General features: G+C 60.5%; 25 protein-coding genes and 1 pseudogene. 18 read left to right on the top strand and 8 right to left on the bottom strand.

The features are described from left to right. Positions 1–5 precede the first annotated feature (5 nt). On the bottom strand, positions 6–938 hold the full coding sequence (locus tag ACH5N8_RS15740) for a tyrosine-type recombinase/integrase (RefSeq protein ID WP_483283255.1): 933 nt from the start codon (positions 936–938) through the stop codon (positions 6–8). Positions 939–1,430: 492 nt separating this feature from the next. Between ACH5N8_RS15740 and ACH5N8_RS15745 the strand changes: the two genes are divergently transcribed. From ACH5N8_RS15745 to ACH5N8_RS15760, 4 genes are all read left to right on the top strand, one after another. Then, positions 1,431–1,769 carry a DUF6794 domain-containing protein gene (locus tag ACH5N8_RS15745; RefSeq protein WP_483283256.1) on the top strand — a complete coding sequence of 113 codons (339 nt, stop codon included), beginning with the start codon at positions 1,431–1,433 and terminating at the stop codon, positions 1,767–1,769. Between the two features lie 77 nt (positions 1,770–1,846). Next, positions 1,847–2,479: a division plane positioning ATPase MipZ gene (locus ACH5N8_RS15750; protein ID WP_483283257.1), complete on the top strand. Its 633-nt coding sequence runs from the start codon at positions 1,847–1,849 to the stop codon at positions 2,477–2,479. Positions 2,480–2,487: 8 nt separating this feature from the next. After that, positions 2,488–2,823, top strand: a complete 336-nt coding sequence (locus ACH5N8_RS15755; RefSeq protein ID WP_483283258.1) for a hypothetical protein — start codon at positions 2,488–2,490, stop codon at positions 2,821–2,823. Next, complete coding sequence (locus tag ACH5N8_RS15760) at positions 2,820–3,065, top strand: WGR domain-containing protein (protein WP_483283259.1); 246 nt, start codon at positions 2,820–2,822, stop codon at positions 3,063–3,065. Before ACH5N8_RS15755 ends, ACH5N8_RS15760 begins: the two co-directional genes overlap by 4 nt. Before the next feature lie 1,208 nt (positions 3,066–4,273). Here ACH5N8_RS15760 and ACH5N8_RS15765 read toward each other — a convergent pair. The 3 genes and pseudogenes from ACH5N8_RS15765 to merR form a co-directional block, all read right to left on the bottom strand. Further along, positions 4,274–4,603: a YnfA family protein gene (locus tag ACH5N8_RS15765; RefSeq protein WP_483283272.1), complete on the bottom strand. Its 330-nt coding sequence runs from the start codon at positions 4,601–4,603 to the stop codon at positions 4,274–4,276. A gap of 41 nt (positions 4,604–4,644) precedes the next feature. Beyond that, positions 4,645–4,767, bottom strand: a pseudogene (locus ACH5N8_RS15770) (hypothetical protein); the annotation flags it as partial. A 275-nt stretch (positions 4,768–5,042) separates the two neighbouring features. Next, a complete protein-coding gene (merR, locus tag ACH5N8_RS15775) occupies positions 5,043–5,453 on the bottom strand; it encodes an Hg(II)-responsive transcriptional regulator (protein ID WP_483283260.1) in 411 nt (136 codons plus the stop codon). Between the two features lie 67 nt (positions 5,454–5,520). Here merR and ACH5N8_RS15780 point away from each other — a divergent pair, with 67 nt between their 5' ends. The 8 genes from ACH5N8_RS15780 to ACH5N8_RS15815 all read left to right on the top strand — a co-directional run bounded on the left by ACH5N8_RS15780 (position 5,521) and on the right by ACH5N8_RS15815 (position 10,045). Continuing rightward, a complete protein-coding gene (locus tag ACH5N8_RS15780) occupies positions 5,521–5,859 on the top strand; it encodes a mercuric transporter MerT family protein (RefSeq protein ID WP_483283261.1) in 339 nt (112 codons plus the stop codon). 105 nt (positions 5,860–5,964) lie between these two features. Continuing rightward, positions 5,965–6,114: a hypothetical protein gene (locus ACH5N8_RS15785; RefSeq protein WP_483283273.1), complete on the top strand. Its 150-nt coding sequence runs from the start codon at positions 5,965–5,967 to the stop codon at positions 6,112–6,114. A gap of 999 nt (positions 6,115–7,113) precedes the next feature. Continuing rightward, positions 7,114–7,326: a hypothetical protein gene (locus ACH5N8_RS15790; RefSeq protein WP_483283262.1), complete on the top strand. Its 213-nt coding sequence runs from the start codon at positions 7,114–7,116 to the stop codon at positions 7,324–7,326. A 73-nt stretch (positions 7,327–7,399) separates the two neighbouring features. Then, entirely contained in the window at positions 7,400–7,699 is a 300-nt protein-coding gene (locus ACH5N8_RS15795; protein ID WP_483283263.1) for a hypothetical protein, read from the top strand. 65 nt (positions 7,700–7,764) lie between these two features. Beyond that, complete coding sequence (locus ACH5N8_RS15800; protein ID WP_483283264.1) at positions 7,765–8,712, top strand: ATP-binding protein; 948 nt, start codon at positions 7,765–7,767, stop codon at positions 8,710–8,712. A 48-nt stretch (positions 8,713–8,760) separates the two neighbouring features. Beyond that, a complete protein-coding gene (locus ACH5N8_RS15805; RefSeq protein WP_483283265.1) occupies positions 8,761–9,264 on the top strand; it encodes a siphovirus Gp157 family protein in 504 nt (167 codons plus the stop codon). 99 nt (positions 9,265–9,363) lie between these two features. Further along, entirely contained in the window at positions 9,364–9,789 is a 426-nt protein-coding gene (locus ACH5N8_RS15810) for a hypothetical protein (protein WP_483283266.1), read from the top strand. Between the two features lie 115 nt (positions 9,790–9,904). Further along, complete coding sequence (locus ACH5N8_RS15815) at positions 9,905–10,045, top strand: ribosome modulation factor (RefSeq protein ID WP_483283274.1); 141 nt, start codon at positions 9,905–9,907, stop codon at positions 10,043–10,045. Positions 10,046–10,153: 108 nt separating this feature from the next. On the opposite strand, the gene ACH5N8_RS15820 is transcribed toward ACH5N8_RS15815, so the two are convergent. Then, positions 10,154–11,092 carry a ParB/RepB/Spo0J family partition protein gene (locus ACH5N8_RS15820; protein ID WP_483283267.1) on the bottom strand — a complete coding sequence of 313 codons (939 nt, stop codon included), beginning with the start codon at positions 11,090–11,092 and terminating at the stop codon, positions 10,154–10,156. After that, complete coding sequence (locus ACH5N8_RS15825; protein ID WP_483283275.1) at positions 11,085–11,888, bottom strand: ParA family protein; 804 nt, start codon at positions 11,886–11,888, stop codon at positions 11,085–11,087. The genes ACH5N8_RS15820 and ACH5N8_RS15825 overlap by 8 nt, the downstream gene beginning before the upstream one ends. 450 nt (positions 11,889–12,338) lie before the next feature. Between ACH5N8_RS15825 and ACH5N8_RS15830 the strand changes: the two genes are divergently transcribed. The 6 genes from ACH5N8_RS15830 to ACH5N8_RS15855 all read left to right on the top strand — a co-directional run bounded on the left by ACH5N8_RS15830 (position 12,339) and on the right by ACH5N8_RS15855 (position 18,882). Beyond that, a complete protein-coding gene (locus ACH5N8_RS15830) occupies positions 12,339–13,289 on the top strand; it encodes a replication protein RepA (protein ID WP_483283268.1) in 951 nt (316 codons plus the stop codon). A gap of 420 nt (positions 13,290–13,709) precedes the next feature. Further along, complete coding sequence (locus ACH5N8_RS15835; protein WP_483283269.1) at positions 13,710–14,606, top strand: LysR family transcriptional regulator; 897 nt, start codon at positions 13,710–13,712, stop codon at positions 14,604–14,606. A gap of 226 nt (positions 14,607–14,832) precedes the next feature. Beyond that, positions 14,833–15,492, top strand: coding sequence for a replication protein RepA (locus ACH5N8_RS15840; protein WP_483283270.1), 660 nt, complete (start codon positions 14,833–14,835; stop codon positions 15,490–15,492). 124 nt (positions 15,493–15,616) lie between these two features. After that, the gene (gene istA, locus ACH5N8_RS15845; protein WP_483283271.1) at positions 15,617–17,143 is read left to right on the top strand and encodes an IS21 family transposase; all 1,527 of its coding nucleotides are present in this window, start codon (positions 15,617–15,619) and stop codon (positions 17,141–17,143) included. Continuing rightward, positions 17,133–17,888 (top strand): IS21-like element helper ATPase IstB, encoded by a 756-nt coding sequence (gene istB / locus ACH5N8_RS15850; RefSeq protein ID WP_483281132.1) that lies wholly within the window; start codon positions 17,133–17,135, stop codon positions 17,886–17,888. The genes istA and istB overlap by 11 nt, the downstream gene beginning before the upstream one ends. A 421-nt stretch (positions 17,889–18,309) precedes the next feature. Continuing rightward, the gene (locus ACH5N8_RS15855; RefSeq protein ID WP_483283207.1) at positions 18,310–18,882 is read left to right on the top strand and encodes a GspH/FimT family pseudopilin; all 573 of its coding nucleotides are present in this window, start codon (positions 18,310–18,312) and stop codon (positions 18,880–18,882) included. Here ACH5N8_RS15855 and ACH5N8_RS15860 read toward each other — a convergent pair. Both ACH5N8_RS15860 and ACH5N8_RS15865 read right to left on the bottom strand, forming a co-directional pair. Beyond that, positions 18,879–19,277: a LexA family protein gene (locus ACH5N8_RS15860; protein WP_483283208.1), complete on the bottom strand. Its 399-nt coding sequence runs from the start codon at positions 19,275–19,277 to the stop codon at positions 18,879–18,881. The two genes, ACH5N8_RS15855 and ACH5N8_RS15860, sit on opposite strands and share 4 nt — an antisense overlap. Before the next feature lie 35 nt (positions 19,278–19,312). Continuing rightward, on the bottom strand, positions 19,313–19,540 hold the full coding sequence (locus ACH5N8_RS15865) for a hypothetical protein (protein ID WP_483283209.1): 228 nt from the start codon (positions 19,538–19,540) through the stop codon (positions 19,313–19,315). Positions 19,541–19,771 lie beyond the last annotated feature (231 nt).

The following is a 19,771-nucleotide window of genomic DNA, read 5'->3' on the forward strand; positions in this document are numbered from 1 at the left end:
TGCCATCAAATCCCCTCCACCAACTTGCTCAACCTCTCCTGCCCCGCATGCGTGTAAATCTGCGTGGTGGCGATGCTCTCATGACCCAGCAAGGCCTGGATATCGATTAGCTGGGCGTTGTTCTCCAGCAACCTAGTGGCGTAGGTGTGGCGTAGCTTGTGCGGCGTGATGGGCTTCTCGATACCGGCCTTGTCGACCAGCTTCTTGAGGTAGTCTCGGGCGGCACGGGGTGTCATCGGTTTGCCGCCGGTGGTCTTGGCGAACACGTATTCTGTCGCCGGCTTGCCTGCCATGTGGATGCCCAGCACCCGGCCGAAAGAGTCGGGGACCGGTACCAGCCGTTCCTTGTTACCCTTGCCGATCACCCGGATCGAGCGGGCTACGCCGTCAACGACGCGGATATCCTGAATCTTGAGCCCCAGCGCCTCACTGATGCGGAGGCCGGTCTTCTGGATCAACTCGAATAGCAGTTCGTAACGCTGCCGGATGGCCAGCAGTGCGGTCCGGGGCCGGCCGAAGACGTTATCCGGGATGTCGTCATGATTCCGCATAGCCTTATAAAAGGCGTTCTGCTCCTCCTTCTCCATCCAGACCGGGATTCGCCGGGGCCGCTTGGGCTTCTCGATCAGATATACCGGGTCCTCCTCGACCAGGCCCTGACGCCGTGCCCACTTATAGAAGGTGGCCAGGCTGGACACCTTGCGGGCCACGGCGTGGGGGCCGGTCCCGTTCCGGCTCAGGGTGGCGACGTAGCGCTCCAGGTCCACCGGCTGGACGCTGCGCCAATCCAATTCGGCCTCCTCCAGCCAACGTGCCCAGATGTTCAAGTCGGAGCCGTAGTTGTAGCAGGTCGTGTCCCGATGGCCCTTGGTGAACTTGAGGTAGGCCAGGAACTCCTTGCGGGCGTTCGGAAGCTGGCTCAGATCGGGGCTGTTCATGACCGTCCCGGAGATTGGCCAGAGGGCAGGGTGAGGCTGGCTGCAAACTTTGGGTTCATATGTGTTGCTGCGTAACGCTGGGTCATTCGATCTAGCAGGTGCGTCGGACAAATTGGGTCGCTGGTTTCCATTCCGTTAGTCCGCCTCCACCGGGTCCGTCGGACAAATTGGGTCGCTGGTTTCCATTCCGTTAGTCCGCCTCCACCGGGTCCGTCGAATCCTGCCTGCTATCCCGGGGGCGTTCTGCCGGGAACCTAGTTTCCTAAAATTACTATTTTAATGGTGACGTTCATGAATGCATAAAGGGAAACAACGGCATTTCTGACAAAAAAGCGCCCATAACAAACTTCAACAGCACACACATCCTACCTGAAAAGGGGTTAAAATTCCTAAAGTCTTTTTTTTAGGAAGTTCAAGCGCGAAAGGTGTCTCTGATGACCAAGGCCTACTCCAGATATCCACAATTTCTGTGGATAACCTTGTTACCGTTTGATGAAATCGCCCAAGGCATCGTTAGCCGGGGCAATCGTTCACTTTTTGGCCAGCCGTCCCATGGAAATTGACTTAACCGACCTGCCCAGGCCCGCCACGGTGCGGGAGGCCGTGGATATCCTGCTGCAAGACCTTGGTCCCGTGAACCTGGACGAACTGCGGGCAACGGCCGAGGATGACCTGATCTTTCACCTGATGGGCTTGGGCCGGTTCATCCGCAATGTTTTTGGCCTGCACGGCGAGAACCCGGCACTGCTTGCCAGTACCGGCGCGGCCCACCCGGACGACGCCTCGATGGTGATTATCGAGTCGCTTTGGCGGCGGCTGAAGATGCATTGATGCGAAAAAGCATGCTTCAAAATGATTTGAAGTGATTCAAAGCAGTATGATGCACTCTCCAGACAGGAGATAAGCCATTGATCATCCTATGTGGCGGTGAGAAAGGCGGGACCGGCAAGAGCACGCTGGCCACCAACCTGGCGGTTTGGCTGGCCCACCAAGGAAAAGACGTGCTGCTGGTGGATACCGACCGGCAACTGACGGCCAGCCGTTGGATCGACCGGCGTCATGCCCTGGCCGAGGAGTTGCCGACCGTCCACGGTGCCGAGAAACACGGCAATGTCTTCCATGCCCTGCGCGACTGGTCCCAGCGCTACGACGAAATCATTGTCGATGCTGGGGGCCGGGACTCGGAGGAACTGCGCACCGCCCTGGTCGCTGCCCAGGTTGTCTACCTGCCACTCCGTACCAGCCAGCCCGACCTTGAGACGTCGGTACACATGCACCAACTGGTTACCCTGGCCCGGAGCCTGAACCCGTCGCTGACGGCCCGCTGGCTGCTGACCATGGCCCCGACCGGCGAGGGTGGCGACACCGCCGAGGCGGCGCGAGTATTGCGTGAACTGCCTTCCATCCCGTTATCCGACATCATCATCCGTGATCGGAAGATTTACCGGGACGCCATGGCCTCCGGCCACGGCGTATCGGAAATGCTCAACGACAAAGCCCAGGCCGAGATCGACGCCTTGGGCCACGAGATTTACCGCTAGGAGGATCCATGCCCAAGTTCTCGCTTCCCTTCGGAAAAGCCGCCAACAAGCCCGGACCCCGAGTGCCGGATGTGGATCTCTCCGCCCTGGAGGCCTTCGCCTCCGGCGCCAGATCGGTAGACGCGCCCTTGGCCGATCCCGACACACCGGCCTGGTCCGGTCTGGACCGGAACGCGCCGCCCAAGAACACGCTGTCGATTCGGGTCAACGACTACCACTTGGCCATGATCCGCCACTTGGCGGAAACCCAGGACACAACCCAGAACCGTCTGCTGCGCCGGCTGTTGTTGCCGGCGATAGAAGACCTGGCGGTCGGGGCCGCCCGCCAGGAACCGGCCGAGTGACCGAGGAGGAGCCGGCCTTGTTCTCGCGCTGGGAGCGCGATACCCGCTACTACGAGCTACGCCTGCAACAGGACTTGTGGGGAGATTGGTTGCTGACGCGGGTATGGGGTGGCAAGGGTACGGCGCTGGGTCAGATTCGGCGGGAGCTGTGCCCGAGTTACGCCAGTGGCGTGAACTTGTATGCCAGTTCCATCAAAGTCCGAGAGCAACACGGCTATGCCCTGGTCTACGGGCGGCATTGATCGCTGCAAGGTCTTGTGTGGGCTACCTCGCCCCCTTCACCGGTTGCTCCTCATCCCGGACGTCGTTCCCGGTTCCGGGGGCCAGTCCGCCCACGTTATTTTGAACGGCCGGCATCCCTGCCCGCCGTGACCCGCGCCCGGCCTCCCAACGGCGCCGGGCCCACGCGCCATCCGTGACACGCTGCGCCCGCCGCCTACTCGCCCCGGCGCGGGAAGCGCGTCCTGCGTCAGGCTATCGCGCAAGGCATCCCTGCCATGCGCTCTTCTTGTGGCGGCAAGTTACATAACGTGGGGGATTATGCGCGAGCGTTCTGCGTGGTTGGCTATTTTCGAGTCGGTTCCGCCCGCGCATAATCGACGTTATGCAAAATGCCGCGCTGGTCGTGACTGGCGGGGTTGTTGTGTTCAGGCGGTGGCGGTTCACGGTTCGCCGTTGGGTCTTGTGTTCGCGTTGCTCATAGTTGTTTGAGTCCGCCGCCTCCCCCGCCCACCATGGGCCCGCCTTGCAGGCCTCGCGCTGGCGCGCTGGCCAAAGCCGGGGTTGTGCCCCATGGGGTGTTGGGGCTCGCGGGCCCACGGTGCGCGTGTGGCGTCGAGTTCCTCTTTTGCGCGCCTGCGGCGCGCAAAAGAGCGCCAAGAAAATCCAGGGGGGATTCTTCGAGCGGTGTACGCTGGGCGTCGTTAGTAGCTAACGGGGTGCCGACCTTGGGGTTTGACCGCGTCAGGCTATCGCCCGACTTAATGTTGACCACAAGGAAACAGACTGGTTACCATGGCAGCCTCTTCATGGGCTTCACCCCCCATCCCAAGGAAGCTCGTGGAGAGAACAAGAAGAAAAACAAAATCGCAACCGTAACTCCCCCTGACACGGTTGCATGAGAGAGAACTCAGGCTTGGCGGTCGCTTAACGTTAATAACAACAAAGATCGCCAAGGATTTTCGCCATCCAACACCTGCCTGCGGGCGCTCACGTCCAGAGACTGGTTCCCGGCCGCCTCCCAGCGGCGACAACACCCAACGTGCTCGCCCGGCTCAAGTCATTAGGCACCAGGCTAACGCCTGATGCCCGGCAACTCCTCATCGCCGGGGCCCGACCGGTCCCGATCATCCACCCATCCCTACCCATCGTCTGCGCTCATCTTCGCGTTCGCTACGAACAGCGCAGGCCAATAGATGGGGTCAGCTCACGAAACGGAAAAAATCGTACGCTAAGCCTTGTCGTGCCAGCCCAGCACAATGATTGACATGCCAAGCAGCGCGACTCCAGCCCCTGCCCAATCCAGCGCGGACAGCTTTACGCCATCGACGACTCGAAGCCAAACCAACGCAGTCGCAACATAAACGCCACCATAGGCGGCGTAGACGCGTCCACTGGCGGCTGGGTGTAAGGTCAGCAGCCAAACGAAGAGCGCCAAGCTCATCGCTGCCGGAATTAGCAGCCACATTGGCCCGCCTTTACGCAGCCACAGATATGGGAGAAAGCAGCCGACGATCTCGGCAAGTGCTGTTGCGATGAACAGTAAGGTCGTTTTCAAAATCAAGATCAGCAACTCCACCGTTGATAAATCTTACGAAAATGTCACTCGAGGTGCCCCCTCGAGCGTAGCGGCCGAAACTTCCCTTGTTCGACCCGCTTGCTCTGCCGCCAGATGTAGTCACCGGTCAGGTTGATGTGTTCCCAGCCGAGGGGCGACAAATGTTGATGCGCGCGCTGTCGCACGCTGATGGGCTGTGCGGGCATCGGCCTGGAGTCCTGTTTCAGCCGCGTACCCCCGTCAGCCCTACCCATCGTGCTCGCCCGGCTGTCGCCCGGCGCGGACCTTCACGCAACAGGCTCACGCCTGATGCGGGCCGGTGACTCGCCCGCCCTTGTGCGCGTCGACTCCACTGCGTTCCGGCCTGCCGTGCTCGGGTCGGTCACACCGGCCCAGAGGGGGAGGGGCTTGGGCTGCTCAAATGAAACGGAAAAATCCTATGCTAAGCCTGAGAGTATCCGAGCAGGGCGAGGATAATGGGGCAAGATACTGCGCCCGTGTTCTGCAAACAGCGTTCAGCCAAAGCGGATAGGGCTTTTTCCATGGTGCGTAAACCCTCGATCCGTTCCTGAATCGAGGAAAGCTTTTTCAAGGCGATTTCCCGAGCTTCCCGGCAGTGTTGTCCGTCCTCAAGGCGCAACAACTCCATGAGTTCGTCCAGCGAGAACCCAAGCTTCTGCCCCTGTTTGATGAAACGTACGCGCTGTACGTCGCGTTCGGCATAACGCCTGACACCCTTAAGCGGCCGGTCAGGTTCGGTCAGCAGACCGCGCCGCTGATAAAAGCGGATAGTTTCGACATTCACCCCAGCTCTTCTCGCCAATACACCAATGGTGAAGTTTTCTTGTGTCATGGGGCTTGCCTCCGTACCTAGGTACGGAGCTTATAGTAAGCCGTGTGAGAAAACACGGGGAACCGCCATGAACCAGAAACAAGCCATGATCGCGGGCGTTCTCGCCGGGATCGGCGCTAGCTTGTGCTGCGTCGCGCCCTTGGTATTGCTGAGTCTAGGACTTAGCGGGGCATGGGTGGCAAACCTCACCGCGTTCGAACCAGTGCGCCCGGTTTTTCTGCTGCTCACGTTGATTTTCATCGGGCTGGCTTTTCGCAATCTCTACCTAACGCCGCCAACCTGCGAATCCGGCAAGCCATGCGCCGATGATGCCGTTATCCGCAAGCAGCGTTTCATCTTCTGGAGTGTGGCCATTCCCTTGTTGGGCTTGATTGCGTTCCCGTGGATCGCTCCGTTGTTCTATTGAGGAAAACCGATGAAAACCCGAATCCTTGCGCTTGTTCTGGTATTAACCGTTACTGCGGACGTGGCTCTGGCCGCAGCACGTACCGCCGTGCTCGACGTACACAACATGACGTGTGCGGTCTGTCCGCTGACCGTTAAAAAAGCCCTTGAACACGTCTCCGGTGTGCACCTTCCCAGCGTGTCGTTCTCGCGGGTTATTCGATGCGCGTTCCCAGCGTGTCCGGTGCGCACTATGCAAGCGGCTTTCGCGGCATAAACGGTTTGCTCCCCATTGCCGCCCTCGGTCGTGCCAGCCGCGTTCAAGCTCAGCGCGGCGGCAACGGGTCCCCCCCATTTATTCCACGTCCGCTTGCATTCCTGCCCCTTAGGCAAATGTGCGCCGTTAAGGCGGTGGGGGGGGTTGTGCGGGTTCAACAAGCGTTTGTCGGAGGTGTGTCATGTCTGGTTTCGTTTCCGTTCTTGGTCGTCGTGGGGCTGGCATCGTGGCGCGCTACTCGCGCGGCGTGGTTTGGGCGTGGCGTGCCTTGCCGGGTGGTCCTGGCTGGCACCAGGCGCCGGCTTGTCTGTTCTTCCCGTTCCCGTGCGGCCCCACGGCTGGCCTGTTCGCGCAGCGGGTGGCCATGGGTCTGGGTTGGCGGGTGTGGGTGCGCCGCGGGTCGGCCGGGTCCCCGGTCTGGTCCGCGTGCGGGGTCATGGTCCCGCCGTTTCAAGTCAAGGTGGCCTTGCCGGCAGGCCTGCCGGCCAAGGCCGCTCGCGCGGCCCTGGCCGCCTTGCAGCCGTCCGGGCTGCAGGTGCTGGTTTAGTTCCCGTCCCCCGGCCGGCCGGCGCCGCAGCGCCGTCCGGGGGCTTTCATCCTCTGCGGCTTTTCGGAGGTTTTGCCATGCAGAAGTTTTTCATTCTCGACAGCAAGGGCCGTGTTATCGGCGGCGCCCGGTCGGACGATCCCGAACGGGCCGTGCGTATTTTCGCCATGTGCCACGGCCTGCCGGCCGATCAACTCCGGGCCCGGCCCGTGGATGCGCAGCCGGAATCTGCCGCGCCATCGAGCCGGATGCCGTCATGGGCCGGGTAAAGGCTCAGGTCATCGAGCGGATGGAACTCGACGAGGCCTTTCGGTGGGCATGCGCCACCGAGGAAGACGGGCGCCGGGAGCCGGTGTTACCGGATCCCGTGCCACTCAAGGAAGGGCTGGGAGCCCAGCGCCAGGAAGGCGAGACAGTCCCTTATCCATTCATTTTCGAGAGGAGCAGCAGCTATGCGACAGCAGTACATCTTTGACGGCATCAACGGCGGCACGCTCAGCGTGACCGAGTCGCCCAGGGGCGGCAGCGTGTTGGTGTGTTTTGCCGTGGAGGGTTCGACCCTGGAGGTCGAGGTGTCGGCGGACGATTTCCGCGCTCTGGCGGATTTGCGTTTCCGGCTGAATCTCGACCGGTCGGTCGAGTTGACGCAGTTACGCGCGGCGTGAAGCGAGAAAGCGCGGGTATGCCGCCCGCGCCCTCTCTGGGTTTCCCAATAGCACTATCAGGAGATAGCAGCGTATGACAACGCCACTCTACAAGCAAGCCGGCCGGCCTTTGTTCCCCTTGGGCCGGACCCTCATCACCCCGGGCGCCCTGGCGGCGCTCGAACGGGTCAACCACTCACCGGCCGAGTTCCTCAGCCGTCACCTGTTCGGTGATTTCGGCGATCTGGATCCGGCCGATGTCCAGGCCAACAAGGACGCGCTGCGCCATGGCGCTCGCATCCTGTCGGCCTACGCCGTCGATGTGTTCCGCGTCTGGGTTATCACCGAAGCGGATCGGTCGGCTACTACCGTGCTCCTCCCCGAGGAGTATTAACCGGGCTGGGGCGCTGCGTGCCGGCAGCGCCCCGCCTTTTCCCATTGCACCACTGGAGTCATTCCATGTTTACCAAAGCTCAACGCACACAAGCCCGCCTCCGGCTGGCTCTTTGCGGTCCCTCTGGCAGCGGCAAGACCTATTCGGCCTTGCTGATCGCTCAGGGGCTGGCGCCCGATGGGCGTATCGCCATGATTGATACCGAACGCGGCAGCGGCGCGCTGTATTCGCATCTGGTCGATTACGACGTGGCGCCCCTGGCGCCACCGTACACGCCAGACCGGTACATCGAACGGATTCGGCTGGCCGGCGAGTCCGGCTACCAGGTGCTGATCATCGACAGCCTCAGCCATGCCTGGGTCGGCGAAGGCGGCATTCTCGACCTGCACGACCGCGCCACGCAGGCCTCGCGCAGCGGCAACAGCTTCGCGGCTTGGCGCGAAGTCACGCCACGGCATAACGCACTGGTGGATGCGCTGCTCGGCGTCGACCTGCATGTCATCGTCACCATGCGCACCAAAACCGCGTATGACCTCAGCGACGATGGCAACGGCAAGAAACGGCCGATCAAGGTTGGCCTGGCCCCGGTCCAGCGCGACGGGCTCGAATACGAGTTCACCGTGGTCATGGACCTCAGCGTCGAGGGTCATGTGGCCACGGCCGCGAAGGACCGCACCGGGTTGTTTGACGGTGCCCACTGGGTGCCGGTCAAGGCAACCGGCGAAGCCTTGCGCGGCTGGCTGGATTCGGGGGTCGACATCACCGACGCCAGCCGGCAGCAGCTCGACAAGCTCAAGGCGCACGTTGTCACCATCGACAACGTGCCGCACCTGAATAGCTGGTGGCGGGCCAACGCCGCCGACATCGAGCGGATGCTGCCGCCGCATGTCGACGCGCTGAAGGCGGTTTATGCCGAACGGCGCACAGCCATCCTCGACGCACTACGCGCCCAGCAAGCGGCCGTTACCGGCCGTCCGCGCCGTGGCCAAGCCGCCGCGTCCGTCGCCCATTAACCCATCGGGGCGGCTGGCGCCGCCCCTCCCCCATTGGAGGAATCACACGTGAATACGATCACGCTGTATGAACTGAGCAATGACTACCGCCAGGCGCTCGACGCGCTGACGGATCCCGAGAACGACCTGCCGGCCGAGGTCATCGCCGATACCCTCGAAGGCCTGCAAGGCAGTCTCGAAGACAAGGCGATCAATGTCGCCAAGTTCTTCCGCAACCTGGAAGCCATGGCGGGCGCCATCAAGGAGGCCGAGGACGGCATGGCCCGGCGTCGCCGGGCCATCGAGGCCCGGGTGAAGGGGCTCAAGGACTATCTCAAGCAGAACATGGACGCCTGCGGCATCGAGAAAATCGAATCGCCGTGGTTCGTGCTGGCGATCCAGAAGAACCCGGCTGCGGTCGACGTGTTCGACGAATCCGCCGTGCCGGCGGAATTCAAGGAGGAGGTTGTCACCGTGAAGCTCGACAAAACCGGCATCAAGCGGGCGCTTGAGGCTGGGGCGTCGGTGCCGGGTGCCGCGCTCACGCGCGGGACGCGGTTGGCGGTGCGGTAGGGCATTGATGAGGGCGGCGCTGCCGCCCTCTTTTTTTCCGGGTTGCCGGCCCTGGTCCCGCCGAGTACAGTATTCGTTACCTACTAACGGAGCCGGGTCATGAGCAGTGCAGAACGACAGCAACGACTCAAGGAAAAACGCCTGGAGTCCGGGCGGAAACTGGCCAATGTGTGGCTACCAGTGGCGGACATGGGGGCGCTCAAGCAGGTGTTTCCCGGTCCGCGCGGCGGTATCGACTGGCAAGCCGTGGCGACTGCGGCCCTGGCGGGCCGACGGCCAGCGCCCGCACCGTTACCTACTCACGTGGTGGAAGAGCCCCTGTGCTACTGGCGGCCCGATCGGTCCACGCCGTTAGAAAACCGTTGCCAGGGTACCAACCGCGACCGTAGCCGCTGCCGGTCCAAAGGGAAGTTCATCACCAAGTTACAGATGCCTGACGGCAGGATGGCCGAATTCGTTACCTGCGCCCAGCATGAGGAATTCTTCAAGCCGCATCCGAGCGTGTTGGCGAGCGTGAAGTTCTGAGGCTGTTCCCGCGATGTCAAACGGCGAGGCCTCTGAAATTCGGTCGGCGCTGGCCCGGTGCCGGGCTGAGGAACGCGAGGCGCAATCCCTGCGCCTGGCCTACGAATCGGGCCACATGGCGCGACTGGTGGGTGAGCCCGAGTCCGCCTGCCCGTACCGGCGCCCGGAGCGGCGCAATGCCTGGCTACGGGGCTGGCTTGAGGCAGAGCGGGTGTTATCCGAGGCTGAAGCCGTTCGCTCGTTGAGCCCGGGGTAGCGGGCCAAAGGCTTGGAGGCCTTGGCCGAGCTACGGGCGAAACTGCCGTTTCTGGGTGCGGATGGGGATGATCAGACTGGTTGAGGGGCGAATAACCCTACAAAACACTCAGGATTGTGTCTCAATTTGAGACACGGATTGGCTGACCAAACTTTGAACGTAGCGCTCGAGCTCGAGCTCCTGCTCTTCGCTAAGTGTGCCGGCCTGGATCTTCACCACGATATGCCGGGGATCCCGGACGATAGTCCCGACCCGCTTGCCAACGCGCGTAATGTCAACGACATCCCGGTCCAGCGTGCGGCCCTCGTTGCGGATCGCCATCAGCGCCCGCTGCAACTGCCCCGGTAGCTTGGTTTGATCCAGTTCGGCGTTTTCCAATAGTTCCCAGCACTCCATCAGGCAACTTTCCACAATCTCGGCTGGCAAATCGCCGCGCTGCTCTTCTTCGGCCAGTACCCGTTTCAGTGCATCGGCTGGGCCCCGGCCCAGTAACCGCGGGTTGATGTTGAGCCGTTCCCGGATCACGGCCGGCAGATCGTCAAAGGCAAAGTACCGATAGAGGTCCTGGCGTCCAAGTCCCAGCGACTCGGCCAGCCTTTTCCTGGTCGGGAACAACTCCTCGACCTGCCGGAGCGCCTTGCCGATTTCATAGTCGGAGAGGTCTTCCCGGTCGATGTTCTCGGCCAGGGCGAAGACCGCCATGTCGCCTTCCTCGGCCTCGCTGACCAGTGCCTCGATGGTGGGCTTGCCCAAGTGCTTATGGGCGCGTAACCGACGCTCACCGGCGATCAGCTGATACCGGTCGCCGTTGGGCCGGATCATGATCGGCTGCAGCAGGCCGGCCTCGGCGATGGACTGCGCCAACGCCTCGATCTCTTCCTGGGGAAAGATTTTGCGCGGCTGGTAGGGATTGGGCTCGATGACCTCGACCGGGATCATGCTGTGCGTGCGCCCGTAGTCGACGTAGGCATCCTGATGGGCGGCGGCGTGGCGCTGGGTGTTGGCAGCCAGCTTCTCGGCCAGGATGGCCTTGATGTTCTTACTCATGGCCAGCCTCCTTGCGCTGGAAGCCTAATTCACGGGCCAAGTGCGCGGCCAGTTGCTTGAACTCCCGCGTTACCTTGGCGGTGCGGTCCAGGCCATGCAGGCTGGTTTGAGCCATAGCGGCTTGATTGACCTTGGTGCTGGTCGGGATGCGAGTCGGCAGCAGCTTGCCGATCTGTTCCTGGGCCGCGCCCTCGATCAGCTTGCACACGGTTTGCCGCTCGTCGTGCTTGATCAGCAGCGCGCCGAGTAGCTGGAGCCCCGGATTGATCCGGCGGATTTTGGTGACGTGCCTCAACAGGTCGGTTACCCCGTACATCCCATATTGCGAGCCCGACTCGATCGGGATGATCAGGTGGGTGGCCGATGCCAGCGCATTGCTGGTGAGCAGCTTCAGGCTGGGCGGGCAGTCAATCAGGATCACGTCATAGACGCCTTGCAGCGGCGCCAGCTTGTCCCGCAATTCCTCCGAAGGCCTCGGCGTGGCGTCCTTGAGCTCGTCTTCGGCCTTGCCCAGATTCAATGACCCGTACATGAGGGCGACGCCATCCAGGTGCGTATCGTCATGGATAGCCAGTGGCAGTTTCTCGGCCTCCGACAGCAGCAACTCGGCGACCGTCACCGGGATCTCGCTCGGGTGTCTCTTGCCGATGTGCAGGCTGGCATTGGCTTGGGGATCCAGGTCCACCACCAGGACGTTGAGGTCCATCCGGGCGAACTCGGCGGCGAGGTTGACCACGGTCGTGGTCTTGCCGCAGCCGCCCTTGTGGTTGGCGACGGCGATGATGCGGGTTTCTATCTTGGCCATGCGTGTTCGTTAGCTATTCATTCCGTGCATGATGCAAGGGTGGCACGAAGGCCAAGCTCCGGTCAATGCGGATTGCTACATACGGCCCGGCTTATCCCTATCATCAAAAGGTTTTTGTTTCATTAAAGGGAACAAACAAGGTTATCACTGTGTCTTTGTGTTCGTATAAAGTACAAACCGAAACCAAAGAGAAACACACGAAAAAGAGGAAAGCATTATGGAAATCTTTGTACTTGCAAGCATCCTGATCGCCGCCATTGCGACTGTCGATCTGCCGAGCCACGCATCGGCAGCCTCCTCGCAACAGGGTTAACGCGGCCCGTTTTAGCTCCCAGGTCTCCTCCCTCAAGGCCCCGCTTCCGGGGCTTCTTTTTTGGGCTCAGTCGGCTCAATGCGTGTTCATAATGGTCGGATATTGAGTCCGTTTGCTATCATCGGGCCATGAACACGCAGGCCCAATCCGACGCCGACGAGCCACTGACTGACCTCTTCGGCTCGCCCATCACACTGCCGCCCGTCAAACGGCGGTTGGCCGATACGTCCGTCTCGATTGCCACCGATCCCCCCGACGACATCAACTATCAGCACAGCATCCTGTGCCAGGTTGGCCTGCCCCGCTCCAAGCTCAAGACCACGACCTTCGAGCGCCGGAGCCAGAGCGCCATCCTCAGCGTCGAGGCCGGCAAGCTGTTCGACGGCAAGGACCTGGTGCAACAGTTCGTGCCTTACGGCCCCAAGGCCCGGCTGGCGCTCGGCTACATCCATACCGCCGCGATACGGACCCGGAGCCCTATCGTCAGCATCGGCGACAGTACCCGCGAGTTTCTGGGTCTGATCGGGCTCCGCTCGGATGATGGCCGGACCTACAAGCTGGTCCGGCAGCAGCTCATGGCCCTCGCCGCCTGTCGCTTCACGCTGGGCTATTTCAGTCCGAACGGATCCCCGAGCACCCTGAACACCATGCCGGTCAAGCGTTTCGAGCTCTGGAGCCAGGACGACGACAAGGGCCAGCGTTCCGTCTGGCCGGGCGTGATCGAACTGCGGGATGACTATTTCAACGACCTCATACAGCACGGCGTGCCCTACGATCCCCGCGCGTATGCCGCCCTCGCCCACTCCGCCTTATCCCAGGACGTCTATCTGATGCTCTGCTACCGGCTACACCGATTGAACGCCAAGGGCGTCAAGGTGACCTGGAAGCAATGGCAGGAGCAATTCGGTCAGGAGTACACCGGCTCTGACTCCCTGCGGAATTTCAAGGATCGCTTCATTCCGGCGGTCAAGGACGCCTTGTCGGTCTATCCCGACGCCAAGGTCGAGATCGTGACCGGCGGGCTGATGCTGCGTAAATCGAGCCCGGCGGTCGGCAAGATCATCATGCCGGGTTCGTGACATCCGCCCCCCCTTTCCGGTCGCTACATCAGTCGCGCCCGTCTGCCCGCACGGTATCCCCTCGGCAATTCGTGACATCGGCCCCCACTTGGGTAGCTGGGTTCGTGACATCCGCCCCCCCTTGGGTGTCCGGGGCTATCCGTCAGTTCGTGACATCCGCCCCCACCTTTACGCGCCTTGTGCGGCTCATCTAAAGTGCGCAACCCTGTGGACAGGGCAAGTTATGCACGTGACATCCGCCCCCCCTGGTTCGTGATATCGGCCCCCCCTGGTTCGTGACATCCGCCCCCCTTTGTTCGTGACATCCGCCCCCCATACAAATAGGGTTAGTTCTGCAAATAGGTCCTGCTAATAGTTGAAGGGATGAATCTGTGGACAAGTTCGCGTGGGCAGGGAATTGCCGTTAGTAGGTAACAACACATGAAAGAGTTCGACCTGAACCTGATCGCCATCTTTGAGGCGCTGTACGAGGAAAGGAACCAGAGCCGCGCGGCCGAACGGCTTGGCATCTCACAACCTGCGGTCAGCCATGCCCTGACTCGGTTGAGGACATCCCTGAACGATCAGCTTTTCCATGACCGGGCCATGAACCCAACGGCCACGGCGAATGATCTCTACAGCCAGTTCCACTTGGGCTTGAATCAAATTCGTGCCGGGTTTCAGGAGGTCGAGCAATTCAGGCCAAGCGCTTCCCACCGTCATTTCAGCATTGCGGCAAGTTACAGCGGCGGTGTGATTCATGGTCCTGAGCTTTTCACGCAGGTGAGGGCGGTTGCGCCCAACGTGCGCTTGACGTTACGCAGCATCGATCCAGTCAGCATGATCCCGGACCTACTGCGGCAAAAGAACATAGACCTCGCCATGTATCACGTTCATGGTCATGACAACTCACTCTGTTATGACAAGTTGGCCGAGCATCATCTGGTGTTGATTGCCAGGAAGGGCCATCCCAAGCTATCAGGCGGATTTAGCCTGGAAGAACTATGGTCACTGGACTTTGCTGCCGTACATGATGAGCAACTGCACTACGATTTGCCCGAACATGAACTGCTCAGACAAATCAGACAGGAGCGTGTCGTATTGGAGGTACCAGCGGCAATGCAACTGATGCCGGCGCTAGCCATGACCGATCTGGTGAGCATCACCATCAAGAACATGGCGAATTTCGCGGTGCGGAATTTCGGATTGGAGATGTACGACCTACCCGCAGAAGTCGAACCCATTCCGACCTATCTGGTTTGGCACAGGGGCATGGAATTGGACGCGGCAAACCAATGGCTTCGCCGGCAGATCAAGGCCGTATGGTCGAAGGAATAGTTGGGCTGCAATAAGCCAGACTTATAAAAACTTTTCGGTCTAGTTATTTCCAATGGCTTGATGAGGCTTAGTACCATCGTAACCACGTCGGAAACAGGGCGGGGGGTCGGTACAACATGGCCACACCAAGTTACGCATGAATTGGGGAAATCGTTGCGGTCATGAGCCGGCAACCCCTCGGCGTTTCGCGCCGCCGCCAAGTCACAAGGCACGGCCAACGATTCTCTTGCGTTTGGGAGAGCGGCTACATGATTACTACGGCACGCCCCACGGCATCTTGCCCAGTCTCAATCTGGCCAACGGCTCTGATCGTCAGCAACGATCAGAGCGCCGGGAGGCCTGTCTGATCGTTCTCAATGCGCTTATCCACTATCTGGACCTGGTGACACTGCGGGTCGGCATTCCCAAAGCCAACGGCGAGGTCACCGGCTTAACCGTGGACTTCCTGGTTGAGCGAACCGCTCTTTGCAAGCGGCGGGTCGAGAGGGCCACGCGGGATCTGGTCAATGCCGGGATCATTCGCGTGAATCCAGTCACCAAGCGTGATGCAAACGGGAGCTACATCGGCAAAGGAGCGATTCGAACTGTGACGCGGACCTTGTTCGCAGTATTCGGCCTCGAAGGCTGGCTCAAGCACGAGCGCGACCGGGCTGCAGCCAAACGGCGCAAGCTCCGCATGCGCATGATGAAACGGGACATGGCGCGCCGTGACATGTTTACCCGCGATCTCTTCAAGCAGCGGCGTCAACCCGGCCCACCCGAGGAGTCTCCGAACCGTACCGCCGAACTCACCCGGCTCATGGCATCCCGGCCCGACCTGAGTATCGAGGCCATCTTCGAAATGCTGGGCCGAAGACCCCAGACGCCCAACACTCAACCCGCCTGAGCGCGGGTCTGGCTAAACTCTGCAAAACGGCGTGAAAAACTTTCCAGGGTCCTGGGGAAAAGAGCGTTGAAAACTTTCCACCCCAGGTCGTTCAATGCCCGGCTTTTAGCCGGAGTAACCTGGAGTGATCAGAGTGGAACTCATTGCCGAACTGCGGCGCCTGCATTTTGTTGAGAAGGTCAAAATCAGCGAACTGGCCAGGCGCTTTCATCTATCCCGACCGACGGTCAGAAAGCATCTACAGACCGAGGGCGACCCGGTCTATCCCACCCGCAAGCAGCAACCCTATCCCCAACTGGGTCCCTATCGGGATCGGTTAAGGGAGTGGTTGGAGTTTGATGCATCCCTGCCCAGGAAACGTCGCCATACCGCCCAACGTCTGTTTGAGCGATTACAGGTGGAGGGCTATCGCGGCGGCTATTCCTCCGTTCAACGCTTTGTGAAGGTGTGGAAGAGCGCACGCACCGAAACACCGAAAGTCACGCAAGTGTTTGTGCCGTTGGTGTTCTCCCCGGGGGACACCTGCCAGTTCGACTGGAGTCATGAGACCGTGGTCATCGGCGGTGTCGAGCACGTCGTGAAGGTGGCGCATTTCCGCCTGAGCTACAGCCGGAAGATGTTCGTCGTCGCCTACCCACGCGAGACCCAGGAAATGGTGCTGGATGCCCATATTCAGGCGTTTGCGTTCTTTGGCGGCGCCCCCAAGCGCATGGTCTATGACAACCTCAAAACGGTGGTGGACACGATATTCCTGGGGAAGGAGCGTCGCTTCAACCGACGGTTCATGGCCCTGGCCAGCCATTACCTGTTTGAACCGGTCGCCTGTACCCCTGAATCGGGATGGGAAAAAGGACAAGTGGAGAATCAGGTCGGTAACGTGCGCGAATGGCTGTTCACGCCGACACCGCATTTCGACAGTTTGGTTGAACTCAATGTCTGGCTGGCTCAGCGTTGTGAGGAATTGGCTCGACGCGCTCACCCGGAACAGGCTTCACGTACTATCGCGGCGTGCTTTGCTGAAGAACAGGGCTGTCTGATTCCCGTCACGGCCCGTTTCGACGGGCATGTCGATGACATGCGCCGGGTCAGTTCCCAATGCCTGGTGTCGGCTGACCGGAACCGCTACAGCGTACCGGCCCAATGGGCTAATCAGGTGGTCTCGGTCCGTCTCTCCGCTGACCGAGTCCGCATGGTGGCCAACGATGACATCGTGGCTGACCATGCTCGTTGCTTCGGTCGCGGTCAGCTGATTTGTGATCCCTGGCATTACCTCCCCGTGATCGAGCGCAAACCCGGCGCCCTGCGCCACGGGGCACCCTTCGTCCAGTGGGATCTGCCCGTTCCCATCAAAGTCGTGCGAGACCGCATTCTGAAGCAGGACAAGGGCGATCGCGCCTTTGTCGAGCTCCTGCTGATGGCGCGCACGCTTGGGGACAGCGGATTGGAAACCCTGGAAGTGGCCTGTGAGTTGACGTTGCAGTCCGGCGTGATCTGCGCTGCCGTGGTGGTCAATGCCATGCAGCGACTGACCGAGGCATCGAGGCCGAAAACCCTTGAACCCGCCGGTGCGTCGATACCGCAACTGACGCTGGAACCGGTCGCCGATTGCAGCCGCTACGACAGCTTACGGGGGGTGACCTATGTCCATTGATCGCGTAGTCGACCTCAAGGCCTTGCATCTCTATGGCATGGCCGCTGCCTGGAGTGAATGGCTGGCCGAGTTCGGTCATCAACAAAAGCCCGTGATACCCGAAGTCTGGTTGGACCGGTTGATCGCCGCTGAACAAGCGTATCGGCAATCACGCAGCCTCAACTATCAACTCAGGGCCGCTCGCTTTCCGATCCATCGCGACTTGTTGAACTTCAACTGGCATGAAACGCCGTTGGCACAGCATCGGGTCGAACAACTCGCCACGGCCGGCTTCATGGCGGAAGCGCACAACGTGATTCTGGTCGGTGGCACCGGAACCGGTAAAACCCACCTGGCCACCGCTTTGGGCATCGCCGCTATCCATCAGGGCAAGCGGGTGCGGTTCTTCAACGCCGTCGACCTGGTCAACCAACTGGACCGGGAAAAGCAGCAAGGTCGCGAAGGTAACCTGGCCAAACAACTCGTCCACATGGACGCCATCATTCTCGATGAGCTGGGCTACCTGCCGTTCCCTGCCTCCGGGGGTGCCTTACTGTTCCATCTGGTCAGTAAGCTCTATGAAAAGACGTCCTTGATCATCACCACCAATCTCAACTTTGCCGAGTGGGTGCAGGTGTTCGGGGATGCCAAGATGACCACGGCCCTGCTGGACCGCATCACCCACCACTGCGACATCCTGGAAACGGGCAATGACTCCTATCGTTTCAAGCAACGCAAAAGGAGCATCACACCCCAATCACCCTAGCGCTCATCTGGAAACTATTCGGCGCTCTTCCCTGGAAACTTTTCAAAGCCGATTGACAAAACTCGCCCAATTGTCCGGCTTCGCCGGATAAATCCCCTTTCTTGCCCTTCAACCAGGTCGGATTGACTGATTCCCGGCCGTTACCGGCACATATTCGGCTGCGGGTTCCTTGGTCAGGCTGTTACTCCCGGGTTTTAAGTGTCGGGGCTTGCAGCGTTAGGTGGCGGGACTTAATCCGACAGGAATCAGTACAAAAGAAGGGAAAAGAAAACAGCGTTCATAGGCAGGTTATACCGGCAGAGAAGCCGCAAGAAGAGGTCAACAGATAGGGATGGATGATTTCACGAAAGATTGTGGCGCTACGAGGCTCGTAGGCGTCCAGAGAGGCTGGTTTTGGTCGCGGTTGAACCAGCGTGTTGCCATGGCTCAAGGATTCACCCTGATCGAGCTCATGGTGACGCTGTCGGTAGCGGCTATTTTGCTCACGGTAGGCGTACCGAGTTTTCAGGAATTCATCGCCAGCAACCGGCTGACGTCCGAGATCAACAGCTTCAACGCTTTTCTGAACCTGGGACGCAGCGAAGCTATCAAGGGTGGGCGGCGGGTTACGCTTTGCGCGAGCTCGAATGGCGCATCCTGCGCCGGTTCCGGTGGCTGGGAACAGGGTTATCTGATCTACCGCGATACCAATGGCGACGGCAGCCTGGGCACGGGTGAGCCGATCCTGCGGGTCGGTGCGCCAATGCGCGGCAACATCACGCTTCGCGGGGAAGAATCAGATGTGGCTCGTACCATCTCCTTCATGCCGTCTGGCCAAGTCACATCGTTTTCGGTCATGAGCCGTCAGTTGGTAGGCTGCGATGACCGCTCCAAGTCCTTCGCCAGCGCAGTGCGCTCGAAAGCCCGCGTCATCGTGATAAAGAAACTGGGTAGTTCCAGTTCTGTGAAAGGCGACAGTTCGGCGGTAACGGTCACATCCTGTGAGCCGACCTAGAGTTCGCCGATCCGGTACCTGACCACACCGAGGATTCGGTAGTCGAGCCCTTCCTTGAGCTCAATGGCGGGATAGTCCTGGTTGTCGGCGACCAAACGGCCAGTCTTCCCATTGGTCACCAGCCTCCGGACCAGCGTTTCACCGTGGACCCGGGCCAGGACGATGCTGTTGTGATGGGGCTTGATGCTGCGGTCAGCAATCAGGATGTCACCCGGCCATAAGGTTGCCGGGCGCATGGCGTCATCACGAACCCAAAAGAACAGCGTCGCGGCTGGGCGTGGTACCAGGAGATCATTGAGGTCGAGCCGCTTGTCGATGTAATCGTCAGCGGGAGACGGGAACCCGGCCGATACGCGCGAGGCATAGAGGGGAGGGCGGATGTGAGCCGTTTGCATGTCGACGTGGGTGACGTTATGAAAAACGTACACTATCAGAAGACGATTTCAGTTTCAGGGATGCTGCTTGCCTGGGGCAAACGCAACTTCTCGAATGTCCGGACCATAGCAGCAAGCTCGTCATGCGCATGTTTCTCTATAAACTCGTTGCCGCCGTTCATGGATGGTTCTTCGATGGCCTCCTGCAGTCGTGATGTAAGCGAGTCCACGTCAAGCAGCCACTGGTCAAGGGTCTGGTAGTCGTCGTCAAAGTACAAACTCATGGTTATGTCTCCAGGTTAATGGTCCGTGGCCGGTGAGCCGTGCCGGTGGCCCAGTGTAAACGTGCATTATCAGAACCCGATTTGACACGCAGCCAAGTTGACCTATAGTTAAGTTGCCAGCCCAGATAACCAAGCCTGAGTTAAGGCGGCTCCTCCCGGTTAGCGAGGAGCAAACGAAGACTCCGTTACGAGTCTGTCATGTCTGGGTTGGGAGGAGTGGTCGAGGGTTGC

This window comes from Methyloparacoccus sp. NF-16, from assembly GCF_056880625.1.

Bases quoted from the DNA above. Each gene is read 5' to 3' on its own strand.
- ACH5N8_RS15780 (WP_483283261.1), top strand. From the start codon at position 5,521: ATGAACCAGAAACAAGCCATGATCGCGGGCGTTCTCGCCGGGATCGGC.
- ACH5N8_RS15745 (WP_483283256.1), top strand. From the start codon at position 1,431: ATGAAATCGCCCAAGGCATCGTTAGCCGGGGCAATCGTTCACTTTTTG.
- ACH5N8_RS15855 (WP_483283207.1), top strand. From the start codon at position 18,310: ATGGCTCAAGGATTCACCCTGATCGAGCTCATGGTGACGCTGTCGGTA.
- merR (WP_483283260.1), bottom strand. From the start codon at position 5,453: ATGACACAAGAAAACTTCACCATTGGTGTATTGGCGAGAAGAGCTGGG.
- ACH5N8_RS15785 (WP_483283273.1), top strand. From the start codon at position 5,965: ATGACGTGTGCGGTCTGTCCGCTGACCGTTAAAAAAGCCCTTGAACAC.
- ACH5N8_RS15860 (WP_483283208.1), bottom strand. From the start codon at position 19,277: ATGCAAACGGCTCACATCCGCCCTCCCCTCTATGCCTCGCGCGTATCG.
- ACH5N8_RS15865 (WP_483283209.1), bottom strand. From the start codon at position 19,540: ATGAGTTTGTACTTTGACGACGACTACCAGACCCTTGACCAGTGGCTG.
- ACH5N8_RS15835 (WP_483283269.1), top strand. From the start codon at position 13,710: ATGAAAGAGTTCGACCTGAACCTGATCGCCATCTTTGAGGCGCTGTAC.
- ACH5N8_RS15795 (WP_483283263.1), top strand. From the start codon at position 7,400: ATGACAACGCCACTCTACAAGCAAGCCGGCCGGCCTTTGTTCCCCTTG.
- ACH5N8_RS15790 (WP_483283262.1), top strand. From the start codon at position 7,114: ATGCGACAGCAGTACATCTTTGACGGCATCAACGGCGGCACGCTCAGC.
- ACH5N8_RS15755 (WP_483283258.1), top strand. From the start codon at position 2,488: ATGCCCAAGTTCTCGCTTCCCTTCGGAAAAGCCGCCAACAAGCCCGGA.
- ACH5N8_RS15820 (WP_483283267.1), bottom strand. From the start codon at position 11,092: ATGAGTAAGAACATCAAGGCCATCCTGGCCGAGAAGCTGGCTGCCAAC.
- istB (WP_483281132.1), top strand. From the start codon at position 17,133: ATGTCCATTGATCGCGTAGTCGACCTCAAGGCCTTGCATCTCTATGGC.
- ACH5N8_RS15800 (WP_483283264.1), top strand. From the start codon at position 7,765: ATGTTTACCAAAGCTCAACGCACACAAGCCCGCCTCCGGCTGGCTCTT.
- ACH5N8_RS15740 (WP_483283255.1), bottom strand. From the start codon at position 938: ATGAACAGCCCCGATCTGAGCCAGCTTCCGAACGCCCGCAAGGAGTTC.
- ACH5N8_RS15830 (WP_483283268.1), top strand. From the start codon at position 12,339: ATGAACACGCAGGCCCAATCCGACGCCGACGAGCCACTGACTGACCTC.
- ACH5N8_RS15815 (WP_483283274.1), top strand. From the start codon at position 9,905: ATGGCGCGACTGGTGGGTGAGCCCGAGTCCGCCTGCCCGTACCGGCGC.
- ACH5N8_RS15810 (WP_483283266.1), top strand. From the start codon at position 9,364: ATGAGCAGTGCAGAACGACAGCAACGACTCAAGGAAAAACGCCTGGAG.